The sequence below is a fragment of the Niallia oryzisoli genome, assembly GCF_043641075.1.
GTDB lineage: Bacteria > Bacillota > Bacilli > Bacillales > Cytobacillaceae > Bacillus_BD > Bacillus_BD oryzisoli_A.
Map to the genome: position 1 here is coordinate 1 of NZ_JBHZRC010000015.1, position 15180 is coordinate 15180.

The 15180-nt window shown below is 39.0% G+C and carries 14 protein-coding genes and 1 tRNA gene; 9 read left to right on the forward strand and 6 right to left on the reverse strand.

Features of this window, described 5'->3' with window-relative positions:
- Positions 1–2 precede the first annotated feature (2 nt).
- A tRNA-Asn gene (locus ACHUFV_RS24140) sits at positions 3–77 on the forward strand.
- Between the two features lie 140 nt (positions 78–217).
- Here ACHUFV_RS24140 and ACHUFV_RS24145 read toward each other — a convergent pair.
- Positions 218–445 carry a hypothetical protein gene (locus ACHUFV_RS24145; protein ID WP_394238681.1) on the reverse strand — a complete coding sequence of 76 codons (228 nt, stop codon included), beginning with the start codon at positions 443–445 and terminating at the stop codon, positions 218–220.
- A 235-nt stretch (positions 446–680) separates the two neighbouring features.
- On the opposite strand from ACHUFV_RS24145, the gene ACHUFV_RS24150 reads away from it, so the two are divergent.
- Positions 681–1397: a metallophosphoesterase family protein gene (locus ACHUFV_RS24150; RefSeq protein ID WP_394238683.1), complete on the forward strand. Its 717-nt coding sequence runs from the start codon at positions 681–683 to the stop codon at positions 1395–1397.
- Between the two features lie 51 nt (positions 1398–1448).
- On the opposite strand, the gene ACHUFV_RS24155 is transcribed toward ACHUFV_RS24150, so the two are convergent.
- The 4 genes from ACHUFV_RS24155 to ACHUFV_RS24170 form a co-directional block, all read right to left on the reverse strand.
- Positions 1449–2666, reverse strand: a complete 1218-nt coding sequence (locus tag ACHUFV_RS24155) for an ATP-binding protein (protein ID WP_394238684.1) — start codon at positions 2664–2666, stop codon at positions 1449–1451.
- Positions 2667–2900: 234 nt separating this feature from the next.
- Positions 2901–4169 (reverse strand): cytosine deaminase, encoded by a 1269-nt coding sequence (locus ACHUFV_RS24160; RefSeq protein WP_394238685.1) that lies wholly within the window; start codon positions 4167–4169, stop codon positions 2901–2903.
- A gap of 3 nt (positions 4170–4172) precedes the next feature.
- The gene (gene codB, locus ACHUFV_RS24165; RefSeq protein WP_394238687.1) at positions 4173–5438 is read right to left on the reverse strand and encodes a cytosine permease; all 1266 of its coding nucleotides are present in this window, start codon (positions 5436–5438) and stop codon (positions 4173–4175) included.
- Positions 5439–5784: 346 nt separating this feature from the next.
- Positions 5785–5940 carry a hypothetical protein gene (locus ACHUFV_RS24170; protein WP_394238689.1) on the reverse strand — a complete coding sequence of 52 codons (156 nt, stop codon included), beginning with the start codon at positions 5938–5940 and terminating at the stop codon, positions 5785–5787.
- A 359-nt stretch (positions 5941–6299) separates the two neighbouring features.
- Here ACHUFV_RS24170 and ACHUFV_RS24175 point away from each other — a divergent pair, with 359 nt between their 5' ends.
- Entirely contained in the window at positions 6300–6758 is a 459-nt protein-coding gene (locus tag ACHUFV_RS24175; RefSeq protein WP_394238691.1) for an Hsp20/alpha crystallin family protein, read from the forward strand.
- 52 nt (positions 6759–6810) lie between these two features.
- Here ACHUFV_RS24175 and ACHUFV_RS24180 read toward each other — a convergent pair whose 3' ends face one another.
- On the reverse strand, positions 6811–7683 hold the full coding sequence (locus ACHUFV_RS24180) for an AraC family transcriptional regulator (protein WP_394238693.1): 873 nt from the start codon (positions 7681–7683) through the stop codon (positions 6811–6813).
- A gap of 389 nt (positions 7684–8072) precedes the next feature.
- On the opposite strand from ACHUFV_RS24180, the gene ACHUFV_RS24185 reads away from it, so the two are divergent.
- The 6 genes from ACHUFV_RS24185 to ACHUFV_RS24210 all read left to right on the forward strand — a co-directional run bounded on the left by ACHUFV_RS24185 (position 8073) and on the right by ACHUFV_RS24210 (position 15177).
- Positions 8073–9071: a LacI family DNA-binding transcriptional regulator gene (locus ACHUFV_RS24185; protein WP_394238695.1), complete on the forward strand. Its 999-nt coding sequence runs from the start codon at positions 8073–8075 to the stop codon at positions 9069–9071.
- A 238-nt stretch (positions 9072–9309) separates the two neighbouring features.
- The gene (locus ACHUFV_RS24190) at positions 9310–10125 is read left to right on the forward strand and encodes a sugar phosphate isomerase/epimerase family protein (RefSeq protein WP_394238696.1); all 816 of its coding nucleotides are present in this window, start codon (positions 9310–9312) and stop codon (positions 10123–10125) included.
- A 24-nt stretch (positions 10126–10149) separates the two neighbouring features.
- On the forward strand, positions 10150–11319 hold the full coding sequence (locus ACHUFV_RS24195; protein WP_394238698.1) for a substrate-binding domain-containing protein: 1170 nt from the start codon (positions 10150–10152) through the stop codon (positions 11317–11319).
- 27 nt (positions 11320–11346) lie between these two features.
- Positions 11347–12522: a levoglucosan dehydrogenase gene (locus tag ACHUFV_RS24200; RefSeq protein ID WP_394238700.1), complete on the forward strand. Its 1176-nt coding sequence runs from the start codon at positions 11347–11349 to the stop codon at positions 12520–12522.
- Between the two features lie 182 nt (positions 12523–12704).
- Positions 12705–14204: a sugar ABC transporter ATP-binding protein gene (locus ACHUFV_RS24205; protein WP_394238702.1), complete on the forward strand. Its 1500-nt coding sequence runs from the start codon at positions 12705–12707 to the stop codon at positions 14202–14204.
- On the forward strand, positions 14185–15177 hold the full coding sequence (locus tag ACHUFV_RS24210; RefSeq protein ID WP_394238704.1) for an ABC transporter permease: 993 nt from the start codon (positions 14185–14187) through the stop codon (positions 15175–15177). Before ACHUFV_RS24205 ends, ACHUFV_RS24210 begins: the two co-directional genes overlap by 20 nt.
- Positions 15178–15180 lie beyond the last annotated feature (3 nt).

The window sequence follows — 15180 nt, forward strand, 5'->3', positions numbered from 1 at the left end:
ATTCCGCAGTAGCTCAGTGGTAGAGCTATCGGCTGTTAACCGATCGGTCGTAGGTTCGAGTCCTACCTGCGGAGCCAGTTTCTTAAATTACATACAATTAATAATAGAGACCTAATCCCTTGATTAGGTCTCTTTCTTCATTGTTATAGATTCTTTATCAATCATTCTTGGAATCTATAATAATAGATTCAATCTCTTATCCTTCCATCTTATTTTGTTAATCAAACCAGAACGGTTTTCTTTTGCTTTGGCGATCCTCGCCAACATGATCATAATGTTTATGATCATGGCCATGATGTTTATCATCATCCTTTTTAATAATGACCACATCATCTGCGAAAATAATCACTTTATCAACCTTAATAATGAGGTTTCCATCATCATCAAACATTCCGGTAAGATTGCCTTTATCGAAACGAATGTGGTGATGTTTTTTTTCTTCCATTCATTTTCCTCCTTTCAATCTTCTACAATTAAATTATGCTTTCTAGTAACAGAAGGTATGGACAAGTACTAAAAAGCGGCAGTCCATTTTTCTATTTTTTTAAACTCGCTATTAAACATCTTGCTGATTTTAAAAGTAGAACATCAACTACTGATGCAACGTTTGGGACGTAAACTTTGTACATGCTGCAATGTTCAGATAAAATAAAACTAATTTTAAAAAAGGAGGGGACTAAATGAAGATTGCTTTTATTTCGGATATCCACGGAAATGCCAATGCACTTGATGCAGTGCTAGAGGATATCAATGGACGTTCTGTTGATAAAATTTGTGTTCTTGGAGACATTTGTTATCGCGGACCTGAGTCGCAGCGTTCACTGGATCTTGTTCGCTCGTTACATACAGATGTGATCAAGGGGAATGCGGATGAATGGGTGATCCGCGGAGTGAATAAGGGAGAGGTCGCCGATCATGTGCTTGGAATGATGAATAAGGAACGGGATTGGATTTGTTCCCAGTTGGATGATGAAGCCATTAGTTACCTTAAGGGTCTGCCTACAGAATTAAAGCTGGAGGAGGAGGGTGTAACGATTCATGCCTATCATGCGACACCTAGCAGTCTTTTTGATATTGTGCTTCCTCATGAAAGTGAAGAAACACTAGAAAGGAAAATGATGGTTCAATCGGCTGATATTTATATTTATGCACATATCCATCGACCGTATATACGATTTTTGAATGGAAAATGCATTATTAATATAGGCAGTGTCGGGCTTCCTTTTGATGGAAATGATAAGGCCTCATATGCGCTATTGGATCTACACGAGGGCAGCTGCCAAACCTCGATTGTGAGGGTGGCATACGATGTGAACCAAACGATTCAGCAGTTTGCCGAATCAGATTACCCGAATCGTGATCAGCTTATTTCTATTTTAAAAAATGCACGGATATAGCAAAAAGGGCTCCTTTGCACATGAGGCAGGAGCCTTTTTAAAAAAAGAAATTTATACTGGAATCGTAATCGTAAACGTCGTACCATTGCCTTTCTCGCTATCCACTTTAATCGTTCCTTTTACCTTATGGATGGTACTGTACACCATCAGCATTCCGAGGCCTGTCCCGTGATTTTTCGTAGAATAAAAGGGTTTGCCTAAACGAGCAATCTGTTCTTCTGTCATGCCGATTCCTGTGTCTTTTATCGAGATGATAATTTGATTTTTCCGTTCAAACACGTGAATCGATAGAATTCCACCTGTATCCTTCATTGATTCAATTCCATTTTTACATAAGTTGATTAAACATTGTTGAATTTGATTCTTATCGTACTTTCTTTTTAACGTGTTCTGAAAGGAAAGATGAATTTCCACCTGGTGCATATGGGCATAAGGCTGAAGAATGTTCTTCGTATACTCAACCTCTTCTTTAAAATCGGAATAAACCATGTTTTCACTTTGCGGTCTGGAGTAGGCTAGAAAATCATTGACGATTTGCTCAGCTCGCTGCAGCTCTAGTAAGGAATATTCAATATAGCCTTTTTCCTTTCTTGGTATATCCTTTGATTCGTTTAATAGCTGCAGGAAACCATTTGTCACCGTAAGCGGATTTCGAATCTCATGGGCCACACTTGCTGATAGCTCACTGATCAAATGTAACCGTTCCGAATGGACAAAAGCTTCTCGTGCTTTCATATTGGCAATGATTTTCTCGATTAAGAAAGTCAGAATAAAGGTCATCACAATATAGGTTGATAGGGAATTGATAGCCAAAATCCAGAATTCTTGATTTAACGGTACTTGAAAAGCTAATGTAATAAGATAAAAAAGGATGGTAAAAAAAGAAACTGAAACCGCTAAGGAAATTCTGTGATTTTTTTCTAATCGCTGAAACCTTCTGCTCCATATTTGGATGAATGGAAATATAACCGTATTATATAGAAATGCCTGAATTGCACCATCGCCGCCAATAATCAAACAACGGTAGGTGATAAGAATAAGATAAAGAATAAAGCCATATTTATATCCACCGTATAGTGCAACGAGAATTAAAGGGATTGAACGTAAGTCAAAAATAAACCCGCTCTCCAAGTGAATAGGAAATGACATACATAATATCATCGAAACCGCTGCAAGAATCACAATAACCAGATTACTTAACACATGCGTCCGATTTTCAAAAAAGACAAGGTATGTCAAAACCGGCAAAAGTAAAAATAAAAAATTCAATAAAAGGGATTCTAACAAACCACAAGCTCCTCCCATCAAAAAAATCACAATCCTAGCTATTCTACCATAATAATCAAAGCAAATCCTTCCTTTTTTGAAGCATTGGTTCGGTTCTTTTGCCACCATTTAGTGTTGGCTGGATGTAAAGAGAAAATACTTTAACGCATTAACAAAGCGGGGGACTGACCCCCGGTGCGTTAATGCGCGAAAGTCAATCCCCCTTGTTTAAGTATATTATTTGTTAAAGTTGATTCTTTCTTCCGTTTGTCCAAGTTTGATGCTGGTTTTAGCTGGCTTGGTTTGGGCGATCACACTACCGTTTCGAATCGAGCAGGTAACCGTTGCTTGTTTGCGGATCACTTCGTATTCGTTTTCGGCAGACAATATAATGAGGTTGGCTGGTTTGCCTTCTTCAATTCCGTAGCGATCTTCGATATTTAATGTTCTAGCACTATTAGCAGTGATAAGGTCAATTGAGTCAACAATCTGCTCGTAGCCCATCAATTGGGAGGCATGAATGCCCATATGCAGTACCTGTAGCATATTGCCTGTTCCAAGCGGATACCATGGATCAAAAATATCATCATGACCAAAGCATACATTTAATCCTGCCTCGAGCAGCTCTTTTACTCGTGTTAAGCCTCTGCGTTTCGGATACGTATCAAATCGGCCTTGAAGATGAATATTTACAAGCGGATTTGAAACAAAGTTGATATCCGACATTTTTAATAAACGGAATAATTTATACGTGTACGCATCATTGTAGGATCCCATCGCAGTTGTATGGCTTGCAGTTGTACGTGCACCAAGTCCGCGTTCGTATGCTTCCTTTGCTACCACCTCGACAAAGCGGGATTGCTCATCATCAATTTCGTCACAGTGGATATCCACTAAACGATCATATTTTTCTGCCAGGTCAAAGGCAATTTTCATCGAATCCACGCCGTATTCTCTAGTGAATTCAAAGTGGGGGATACCGCCGACAGCATCTGCACCCATTTTTAAAGACTCTTCCATTAGCTCCGCGCCGTTCGGATAAGAAAGAATGCCTTCCTGCGGGAAAGCCACCAGCTGAAGGTCCACATATGGTGACATTTCTTCTTTTACCTCAAGCATTGCTTTTAAAGCGATAAGCGTTGGGTCTGTCACATCTACATGTGTACGAACATGCTGAATTCCCTGTGCAATCTGCCATTTCAAGGCTGTTTTGGCTCTTGTTTTTACATCTTCAAATGTCAGTGTTTCCTTACGCTCGGACCATCTTTGGATCCCTTCAAAAAGAGTGCCGCTATGATTCCAATCAGGTTCACCTGCTGTCAGGGTCGTATCCAGGTGAATATGCGGGTCAATAAAAGGTGGGAGGACGAGTGAGCCCGCCGCATCAATGATTTCACGGTCTGTCGTTTCGATCTCAGCCTGTGTAATCTGCGTGAATTTTCCGTCCTCAATCACAATATTCCATAATCCAGTTTTTCCTCTAAGCGTTGCATTTTTAATAATCATCTATTAGCTCACCTTTTCATTCAATTTACGTACAGTCTTAGGTGCGAATAAAGGCGCACTTTTCATAAGAACTACATATAGGATGATCGATCCGACAAGTCCATTAATTGGCGCGATGCCTGGTACTAGCTCTGCAGCGGCTACTCCGCCAGCCCATGCTAGAATGGCCATCCAGTTCACTGATTTAAACGTCATTTTTTCAAATTTACGCTTATATTTCTCACGGCTTAGGAAGAAGTAATCAGCGATAATAATGGCTCCGATAGAAGGAAGCGCTGAACCTAGTACAGTTAAGAATCCAGTAAAGTTGTTGTACAGCCACATCGCTGCGATCGTTCCAAGAATACCATTGAACACGACAAATTTATTTCTGCCCCATTTTGTGATGGTTGTATAGCCTAAGCTTGATGCGTATAATGCATTTTCATTCGTTGTCCAAATATTAAGGCCAAGTACGATAATCGCTGGTAAAATTAGTCCTTGTAAAAACATGACATCTGAGATATCTGATTTGCCATAAGTCATTGCTCCGATTGCACCGAACAAGAACATTAATGAGTTTCCTAGGAAGAAAGCAATCCCTGTTGCGGTTACAGCTGACTTAGGTGTTTTGGCAAAGCGGGTAAAGTCAGGTGTCAAAGTCCCGGCGCTAACGAAGGAGCCGATACAAATCGTTAAGGCTGCGGCAATTCCAAGGCCTTGAACCGGCTGATAAGCCATTAAGCCTTCCATACCACCGATTGTTTCCGTTGCTTCAGAAACAGAGTAGCCTCCAAGGATGGCAATTGCAGGTACGGCCACCATTCCAAGTATAGCTAGAGCTTTCATTCCATAAATGGCTGTTAGAGTCATTAACATTCCTGAAAGTACGATAAGAAGATATAAATTAATACCAGTTGCTTTATATACAGGTACGGCAAACATTGCCACACCAACACCAAACCATCCAACCTGAGTGGTCGCCAGTAGAAAAGAGGATAGATAGGAACCTTTTACGCCAAAAGCATATTTTGTTAAAAGATGTGTGGATAATCCTGTTTTTGCCGCGATATGGGCAAGGGCACCGGTATAAATGCCAAGTAATAGATTCCCAGCCAGAATGACTAGAATAAATGTTTTAAAGCTTAGACCGTTGCCGAGTGTTCCACCAGCCCACATGCTTGCGGAGAAGAACGTTAATCCAAGCATGACCGCGAGAATTTTCCAAAATCCGCTTCGATGTTTTTGTGGTACAGGTGATAATGAGAATTCTAAATCTTTGTTTTCCATTTCCAATTCCTCCAATAAAGTATTTTTGGAACTGGTACCGACGTTTTTGGCAATAAAAAAAGGTTTATTGCCAGATACGACAATAAACCTCTTCTACTTATCCATAGACAGATAGGTATAGCAAAATAGAGCATACCCCGCCTATGATAAATGTCCGTTGTCCTTGTCAGCCTCTCTGGACTGAATTAAAGGTACCAGTATTTAATTGAGTTTATTATTGCAGGAAAAAGATAGACTGTCAACAGTGAATTTTCGAGTAAATGCAATTTTCCATAAAGAAGGTTTATAGATTTGGGTTAGGACGGGAATAAAAAACAGGCATCCGTCAAGGTGCCTGAGTTATTTTTTAACAGCTTTGCATACCTACTAAAACAAAGCCGCGATATTCATTGTAATCTAAAGCAAGACTATTCGTGAATTCCATAATGTCCCGTTCAATAGCTATTTGTACACCATTGATTACTTCTACTTGATCATCTTCCTGTGGCTCATCCAGAGACACACCAATCTCCGGGCCCCCTCAGCCATAGCCTGAAAAATACAAGCGAACTCCAGATTTATTCTGCGAAGCCAACAAAGCAGTCAGCTCATCACGAGCAATATCCGTAACCTTCAACCTTCTCCATCCCTCTCTATAAAATTATAATAATATGAACCTAATAATATACCATATGGGGTATAAAGTAAAGCCCTTTAGCACAGTAATACGCTGGGGGACAGTCCCCCAATGCGTTACTGTGCTACCGAGGTGGGGGTCTGTCCCCCAACGCTTTAGAGCAGTAACGGGCTTGTTTTTTCACATCTTTTGGATGCCTGCATAGGATATGGAGGATAGTTTCTTGCCTGGGAGGGGATGACCAGATGTTTGAGCGTAAGAAAAATGAGGGTAATGATCATTTTGGAGAGTTAATGAGGCCGATTAATCAATTTTTAAATGAGAAGCCTGTAAAGGGATTTTTGCAGCAGATCGATGAACTGTTTCAAAAGTCTTTCACATTTACACCTTCTATCAATGTGGACGTCGTGGAAACAGAACAAGATTATCGCATAACTTCAGAGCTTCCGGGAATCAAACGGGAACAAATTGACATTGATATTATTGATCATTACGTAACAATCACCGTTCAATCATCCGAGTCCTTAACGGAAGAAGATGAAAACCGAGTTGTGGTTAGAAGGCAGCATTCGATGCAGCGATCAAGCAGAACCATTTCATTGCCGCAGCCGATTAATGAAAAAACGGTAAAAGCTTCATATAAAGATGGATTGCTGGAAATTATTGTTCCTAAGGTAAAGGGAAGGAAAATTTACTTAGAATAGCAGGCAAATTAAAAACAAGCAGCGGATACTGCTTGTTTTTTGCTGTCTGGCATTACTTTTTCGAAACGGGAATCCAAATTTCACTCCTAAAAGTAGGTGACGTAACGTACTTATGTTCATTCCAAAGAATTTCTGGTCCTTCCACTAGCTGGTAATTAGCAGCAGGAAGCCACTCGGAATAAATGCGCCCCCAAATATTCTGCAGTGTATCAGGAAACGGCCCGACAGCTTCGAAAACCGCCCATGTGGAAGCGGGAACCTCAAGCTGTGCCATATGTTCCGGGCACTCCTTCGTTGTCGCCACCCCAATGTAATGATCAAGCTCGCCTTTTTCCTCCATCCGACCCTCCGAAAAATTGGTGGATGCACTAAGCAATCCGATTGGTTCGACATTTGAAAGGCTCTTTAACAAGGTGATTTTTTCCATATCAAGACTTTGCCACATGGACGAGATTTCCGGATTTACCCCGTTAAAAATAATCGGTACCCGCTTCATCAAGCCTAAAATGCGGAACGCTTCTTTTTCCACAATACGATAGTTCATTTCATTTCCCCCTTGAATCGTTAATTGAAAGGTCATTTTCGGAAAAGCCTTCAGAGAATGTCCGCTGCTTCTTGCCTCCGACGGGGTAAGACCGTGCAGGCTGTGAAACGCACGGGTAAAGGAATCTGCCGAGCTATACCCGTATTTCACCGCAAGATCAATCACTTTTACGGAGCTGTCACGAAGATCAAAGGCTGCAAGCGTAAGACGTCTGCGGCGAATGTATTCTGCAAGCGGGATCCCCGCAAGAAAGGAAAACATCCGTTTAAATTGATATTCAGAACAAAGCGCAATCCTTGCAGCCTCCTTTAAATCAATCTCAGCCGTAAGATTTTCTTCTATATAGTTTAACGCTTGGTTCAAGCTTTTAAGAGAATCCATCTTATGACCTCCTTCCTTCATAGAATAGCAGGATGAATCCGAATCCATCCGACTTTTCGCGAATGGGTTTTGCGGGGTTTGATAAAAGTAAAGCATACATCTTGTTAAAAGTTTATAATTTGTCCTACACTTACTAAAAACAATGTATACGACAAAAATTGTAATATTCTATCATTTCTCTTCTCACATACAGAAAAAGAGATAACATGATTACATTCCGATACAGTATAGGCTCTATAGAAAACCTTATAAAACAGGTTAAAATGGTGATTTTATTGAAATCGATGCAATTCAAATTTCATAAAAAATTTTTTCTAAAAAAAACTTGAAATTACAAATGTAATCGATTACACTACAAACATAGAGAAGAAACCGAAAGGAAAAATGAAATGGTTAGAATAGCAGATGTTGCGAAATTGGCTAATGTTTCCACTGCAACAGTATCCAGAGTACTAAGTAACACTGGTAAGGTTAAAAAGGAAACATCTGAAAAAGTGTTAGCAGCTATAAAGCAACTAAATTATCAACCGAATATACTGGCTAGACAACTTAGAACACTAGAAACAAAAACCATCCTTGTGGTTGTCCCGGATATTTCAAATCCATTCTTCTCAAAAGTGCTGCGGGGAATAGAGGTAGTTGCCGATGAAAATGGTTACCAAGTCCTTCTAGGTGATACGATTAATAAGCCTGAACATGAAATTGCTTTTCTGGATATTTTACGTCAAAAAAAAGCTGACGGAATGATTTTGTTAACAGCAAGAAGTGACCGCAAATCTCTAGAGCAATTAACTAAAGAATATCCTGTTGTATTAGCATGTGAATATATAGAAGGTGCAGCAATCCCAACTGTTTCAATCGATAATATCAGCAGTGCAAGAAAGATTACAGAGCATCTAATCCAATTGCAGCACGAACGAATTGCAACAATAACCGGACCTTTACATGTTGTGTTAGGACGGGACCGTTTAAAGGGATTTCAACAGGCAATGACACAATATAGTCTGCCATTAGATCAATGTTTAATACAAGAAGGGGATTTCACTTTAGAAAGCGGCTGTAATCAAATGTTAAAATTGTTAGCTCTGGAAAATCCGCCTACTGCTGTCTTTGCTGCAAATGATGAAATGGCTATGGGTGCTATCAAAGCAATTAAATCTAAAGGTTTAAAAGTACCAAATGATATTGCTGTTGTTGGTTTTGATGATATTAAATTCGCTTCCATATTCGAGCCAGCTCTTACAACTATTTCACAACCAACCTTTGAGATAGGAGAAAAGGCAATTGAATTGCTGATTAGCTTGATAAATAATAAACCGATTCAAAAAGAGCAATATATATTAGAGGATAAATTAATCATTAGAGAATCATGTGGGAAGTTTAAATAGTGAGCACTATGGGTTTGTTACAATAAAACTCATTCTCTCCTATATGAAATGTAATCGATTACACTATACAATAAATAGAAATGTAACGAAATATTTTTTTGATAACGAATGTAATCGATTACACTCATATAACAATGCATTATATTCATTCTTATTTTTTAAGGTGGTGGTGCGTTACAACGTTTTGCTAATAACATCCTAATTAAGTAAGTAATTTTTAATAATGGAGGAATAGATCATGACAGTTAAATTTGGATATGTAACAAATACTTGGGGAGGCGTTGTAGGCCATCCTGCTGGAGTAACTTCTATTAAAGATTCATATTACCTTGCTAATGGATCAACGGAAGAAGCTCTAAAGGACATCTCAAGTGCTGGTTATGTTGGATTTGAATTATTTGATGGAAACCTCATGCAATATATAGATCGAAAAGAAGAATTCCTAAAACAAATCAACGAAAACTCTTTAAAGTTTGTCGGAGTGTATACTGGCGGGAACTTCATTTATCCAGGGATTTTAGAAGAAGAAATAGCAAAAATTGAAAGAGTTGCAGCTTTTGCATCAGAGTTAGGTGCTGAACATCTTATCATAGGTGGAGGTGCAGTTCGTTCAGGAGGAATAGAAGAGAGTGATTTTGAAGCATTAGCTTCAGCACTAGATAGAATAGTAGAAATTGCTGAGAAAAATAACTTAATTGCAAGTTACCACCCTCACCTTGGAACATGTGTAGAATCGCCGGATCAGCTGGACAAGCTTATGCCTTTAACGAAAATCAATTTATGTCCGGACACTGCTCATATTGAAGCTGGAGGCGGAGATCCAGTAGAGGTAATGAGAAAATATATTGATCGCATTAAATATGTCCACTTTAAGGATTTTGGAAATGGCGAATTTCAACCATTAGGTGTTGGCCACCAAAAGTTTGAAGAAATGGCTGCCATTTTACATGAAGCTGGTTATGAAGGCTGGATTACGGTTGAGCTAGACAGCTACCCAGATCCAAAGGAAGGTGCCGTTATCAGTCGCAAATATCTTTCACGATTTGAAAAATAAAAGAAACTATTTGGGGGAGAAACCATGAAAAAGAAACTAGCGGTCTTAGCGATGTCGGTATTACTAAGCAGTACAGCACTAATGGGATGTGGCAGCAACTCAAGTACTTCAGGTAAAGATGAAAGTGCGAAGCAGGAAACATCTATAAGCACTTCTGGACCCCTTACAATTAACCAAAAAATAAATGGAGATCAGGAAATTCTAAGTAAAGGTCCTTCTGGGGAAACGGCAGTATCAGCAAAAACACTTCAATTAACTGAAGATGAATTGGCAAAAATCAAAGAAGGTAAATATAAAGCTGCCATTGTTATGCACTATGCTGGTAATGACTGGGCAACTGCACAAATTAACGGCTTAAAGGCAGCTTTTGAAAGAATGGGGATTGAAGTAGTTGCTGTAACGGATGCTCAATTCAAAGCAGAAAAACAAGTATCTGACATCGAAACAGTTCTAGCAAAAGATCCAGATATCATCATTAGTATCCCGGTTGATGCTGTATCAACTGCAAATGCATACAAAAAAGCTGCAGAAGCAGGAGTAAAAGTTGTATTTATGGATAACGTACCAAGCGGATTACAGGCTGGTAAAGATTACATTAGTGTTGTATCTGCGGATAACTATGGAAATGGCGTTGTTGCTGCGGATATCATGGCTAAGGAACTTGACGGAAAAGGAAAAATTGGTGTCGTTTATCATGATGCAGACTTCTTTGTAACGAAGCAACGAACAGAAGCATTTGAAAAGACAATCCAAGAAAAGTATCCAGATATCAAAATTGTTGCACGTGGCGGTATAGCAAGTGAAAGCGATGGGGAAAAGGTGACATCAGGTTTGTTGACAAAAAATCCTGATCTTGATGGACTGTTTGTAGTTTGGGATGTGCCTGCTGAGGGAGCATTAGCAGCAGTTCGTACAGCTGGGAAAGAAGACATGGTTATTACAACAATCGACCTTGGCACAAACGTAGCACTTGCTATTGCATCCGGTGGAAATATTAAAGGTCTTGGTGCTCAATTACCATTTGACCAAGGAATCTCTGAAGCAATCTTAGCAGGTTATGGTCTATTAGGCAAGGAAGCTCCAGCATATGTAGCGGTTCCCGCGCTTAGTGTGACACAAGATAATGTATTAGATTCTTGGAAACTTGTTTATTCTACTGATGCACCTGAGACAATTCAAAACGCAGCTAAATAATAGAAAAGATAATAGGAGGAATACATGATGAAAAAATTAAACGTTGGAATGATTGGCGGAGGATTTATGGGAAAGGCGCATGCACTTGCATATGCGGGAATGCCGATGTTTTTTTGGCCGGCACCAGCCATTCCACACCGCCATACATTAGTTGATGTTACTGAGGAAATTGCTAAAGATGCTGCTGCAAAATTAGGTTTTGACAACTATGCAACAGATTGGAGAGAAGTAATTAACAATCCTGAAATCGATATCATTGATATCGTGACACCAAATAATACTCATGCTGAGATTGCAATTGCTGCAGCTAAAGCCGGCAAGCATGTTATTTGCGAAAAACCATTAGCATTAGGAGCAGAGCAGGCTAAGGAAATGTTAGATGCTGTAACAGAAGCTGGCGTTAGACATATGGTTGCATTCAACTATAGAAGAACACCTGCTGTTGCATTGGCAAAAAAATATATTGAAGAAGGTAGAATTGGAAAAATCTTAAGCTTCAGAGGAACTTATTTACAAGATTGGTCTGCTGATCCTAATTCACCTCTTTCATGGCGCTTCCAAAAGAAAGTAGCTGGATCTGGAGCACTTGGAGATATCGGTACACATGTTGTTGACTTTGCCCGTTATTTAGTTGGTGAAATTACGGATGTAAATGCTGTAACCAAAACGTGGATCCCAGAAAGACCACTTCAGACAGGCGGAGCAGATAAATTAGGTACAGTAAAAAGTGTTGAAGATGCTCCTAAAGGTGCAGTTGACGTAGATGATGAGTTTATCACAATGGTTAAATTCGATAATGGCGCTATTGGAAGTATCGAAGCTACTCGTAATGCATGGGGTAGAAATAACTTCTTAACATTTGAAATTCACGGTGAAAAAGGCTCTTTATACTTTAACTACGAGCGCCGCGATGAGCTTCAAGTATGCTTTGCAGATGATCCATCAGATGCAAAAGGTTTTAGAACTGTTTACACAGGACCTGCCACACCATACGGCGAAGGGTTATGGCCAATCCCTGCCTTAGGAATTGGTTATGGAGAAACAAAGATTATTGAAACATATGATTTCTTTAAATCTATTGTTGAGGGCACTGAAGTATCACCAAACTTTAATGACGGATATCGTATTGAAGCAATTGCTGATGCAATCCTTGAGTCTGCTGAAAAAGGCGAATGGATAAGCCTTGAGAAGGTTTTGGCGTAGTAGAAGAACAACATTAAATAGAGGCTGCTATTTATTAGCTGCCTCTAATAAAAAAATGCTAAAAAACATAGTTGATTGTTGACTTTCGTTACAGGTATGTAGATCATTTGAAATCGAAATACCTGTAATGGAAATCAACAGTTAAGCTTAAGCAAAGCCTAATAAAAAGAAGGTGAGTTACGTTGGAAAACACAGTTCTGGAAATGAAAAATATATCAAAATCCTTTAATGGAATTAATGTTCTAAACTCTGTCAATTTCTCTGTCAGGAAAGGTGAAGTGCATGCCTTGATGGGCGGAAATGGTGCGGGGAAATCCACATTAATGAAAATTCTAACGGGTGTCTATACAGCTGATGATGGTGAGATTCTGATTGATGGAAATAAAGTAGTAATAAACGATATGAAGGATGCTAGGAAAAATTACATTTCAATGATTTTCCAGGAATTTAGTTTAATTCCTACTTTGACAGTAGCGCAGAATATTTTTTTAACAAGAGAGTCTAAAAACTCACTAGGTATTTTAAATGATAAAGAAGCAATTGAGCGAACGAAAGAATTGTTGAAAGAACTAGAAGTGGATATTGATCCGAATGATGTTGTTGCAAAATTAGGTGTTGGATATTGGCAAATGACTGAAATTGCAAAGGCACTTTCCCAAGAAGCAAAAATCTTGATCATGGATGAACCATCATCCTCATTAACTAAGAATGAAACAGAAATTCTTTTCGCTTTTATCGAAAAGCTTAAACGTAAAGGGATTTCGATCATCTATATATCTCACAGGATGGAGGAAATTTTTGAGGTTTGTGATCGTATAACCATCCTGCGTGACGGTAAAAATGTCGTGACTGAAAATATTAAAGACATCAGCATGGAAACAGTTGTCCAAAATATTGTTGGTGTTGAAATGGATAAAGCATTTGAATGGGTTGAGAGAACCTATACAACTGATGTTACACCGGTTTTGGAAGTGAAAAATTTAGCATCAGGTAAAAGAGTTCAAGATGTCAGCTTCAAACTATATCCAGGAGAAATATTAGGGATTGCTGGTTTGATGGGAAGCGGCAGATCAGAAGTGGCTCGTTCCATCTTCGGAATGGACCCAATTGACAAGGGTGAAGTATTTGTTAAAGGGGAAAAGAAATCCATTCAATCCTCTAAAGACGCCATAAATAATGGAATGGCACTTATTCCTGAAGATAGAAGGGTACAGGGGCTTGTTCTAGACCATAGTGTTAAGGATAATATGATTCTCCCAATCCTTTCTAAATTAAAAAAGGGTTTCACAATTGATAACAAGAAAGCAAATGATATTGCTGAGAAGCTAGTAAGAAAGCTGAATATTAAAACTGATGATATCTTCAAAACTACTAAACTATTATCAGGCGGAAATCAACAAAAAATAGTATTAGCAAAATGGTTAGCCAATAATCCAGATGTATTAATTTTGGATGAACCGACAATTGGTGTGGATATCGGAGCTAAAACTGAAATTATCGAAATCATTCGTGAATTAGCGAATGACGGAAAAGGTATATTAGTGATTTCATCAGAACTTCCTGAGCTACTGGCTGTAAGTGATAGAGTTATCGTAATGCACGAAGGCAAAGATCTCAAGGAGATGAATCGAAGAGAAATTCATTCAGAGGAGGAGCTTCAGCATGCAATCCAAGGATATTAAGGTCAATAATCAAATGAGTAATGATGTATCACTAAGTTTTCTAAAAAAGTTTGATTGGCGAAATTATATTGTTTACTTTGCTTTTATTGGTGTAATTATTTATTTCTCTGTCACATTATATGATGATGGATTCGTTTCAACTGATAATATGATGAACATTATCCGCCAAACAGCCATGATCACAATTATGGCCGTGGCAATGACTTTTGTCATCAGCTCTGCTGAAATAGATCTTTCTATTGGTTCAATTACCGCTCTATCTTCACTTTTCGCGGCACTTGCCATTCAATCGGGATTTGGATTTATTGGAGGTCTTGCAGCAGGCTTAGCAACTGGGTTGGCAGTGGGATTCATCAATGGGATTTTAATTACAAAAATTAAGATTCCATCATTTCTAGTTACGCTTGGAACGATGGGAATCATAAGTGGTACGGCTATGTGGGTTACGGATACAGCACCGATTCCAATTCTTGATCAAACCTTTAATTTTATCTTTGGTGCCGGAGAAATTGGCCCGATTCCAATTATCTTTATATGGACAATTATTGTAGTAGTGATTGGACATATTTTATTACGCAAGACATCATTTGGTAGACAAACGTTAGCAACAGGTGGAAATGAAAGTGCAGCAAAATTCTCAGGTATTAATACTGCAAAAATTAAACTCTATGCATTTATGGGAACAGGATTAGCAGCAGGCTTTGCTGGAATTTTATATGCAGGCCGTATGCAAGCAGGTCGTTATACCTTTGGACAAGGGGATGAAATGTCAGTTATTGCTGCTGTAATTCTGGGTGGAACAGCATTAGCAGGCGGTACTGGTACCATTATTGGGACAGTAGTCGGTTCCCTAATGATAGGGGTTATTAATAACGGACTAATTATCATGGGACTTGATGTCAGCCAGCAAATGATCATCAGAGGTTTAATTATCATTTTAGCGGTTGCACTTGGACGTAAATCAGTTCGATAAGAT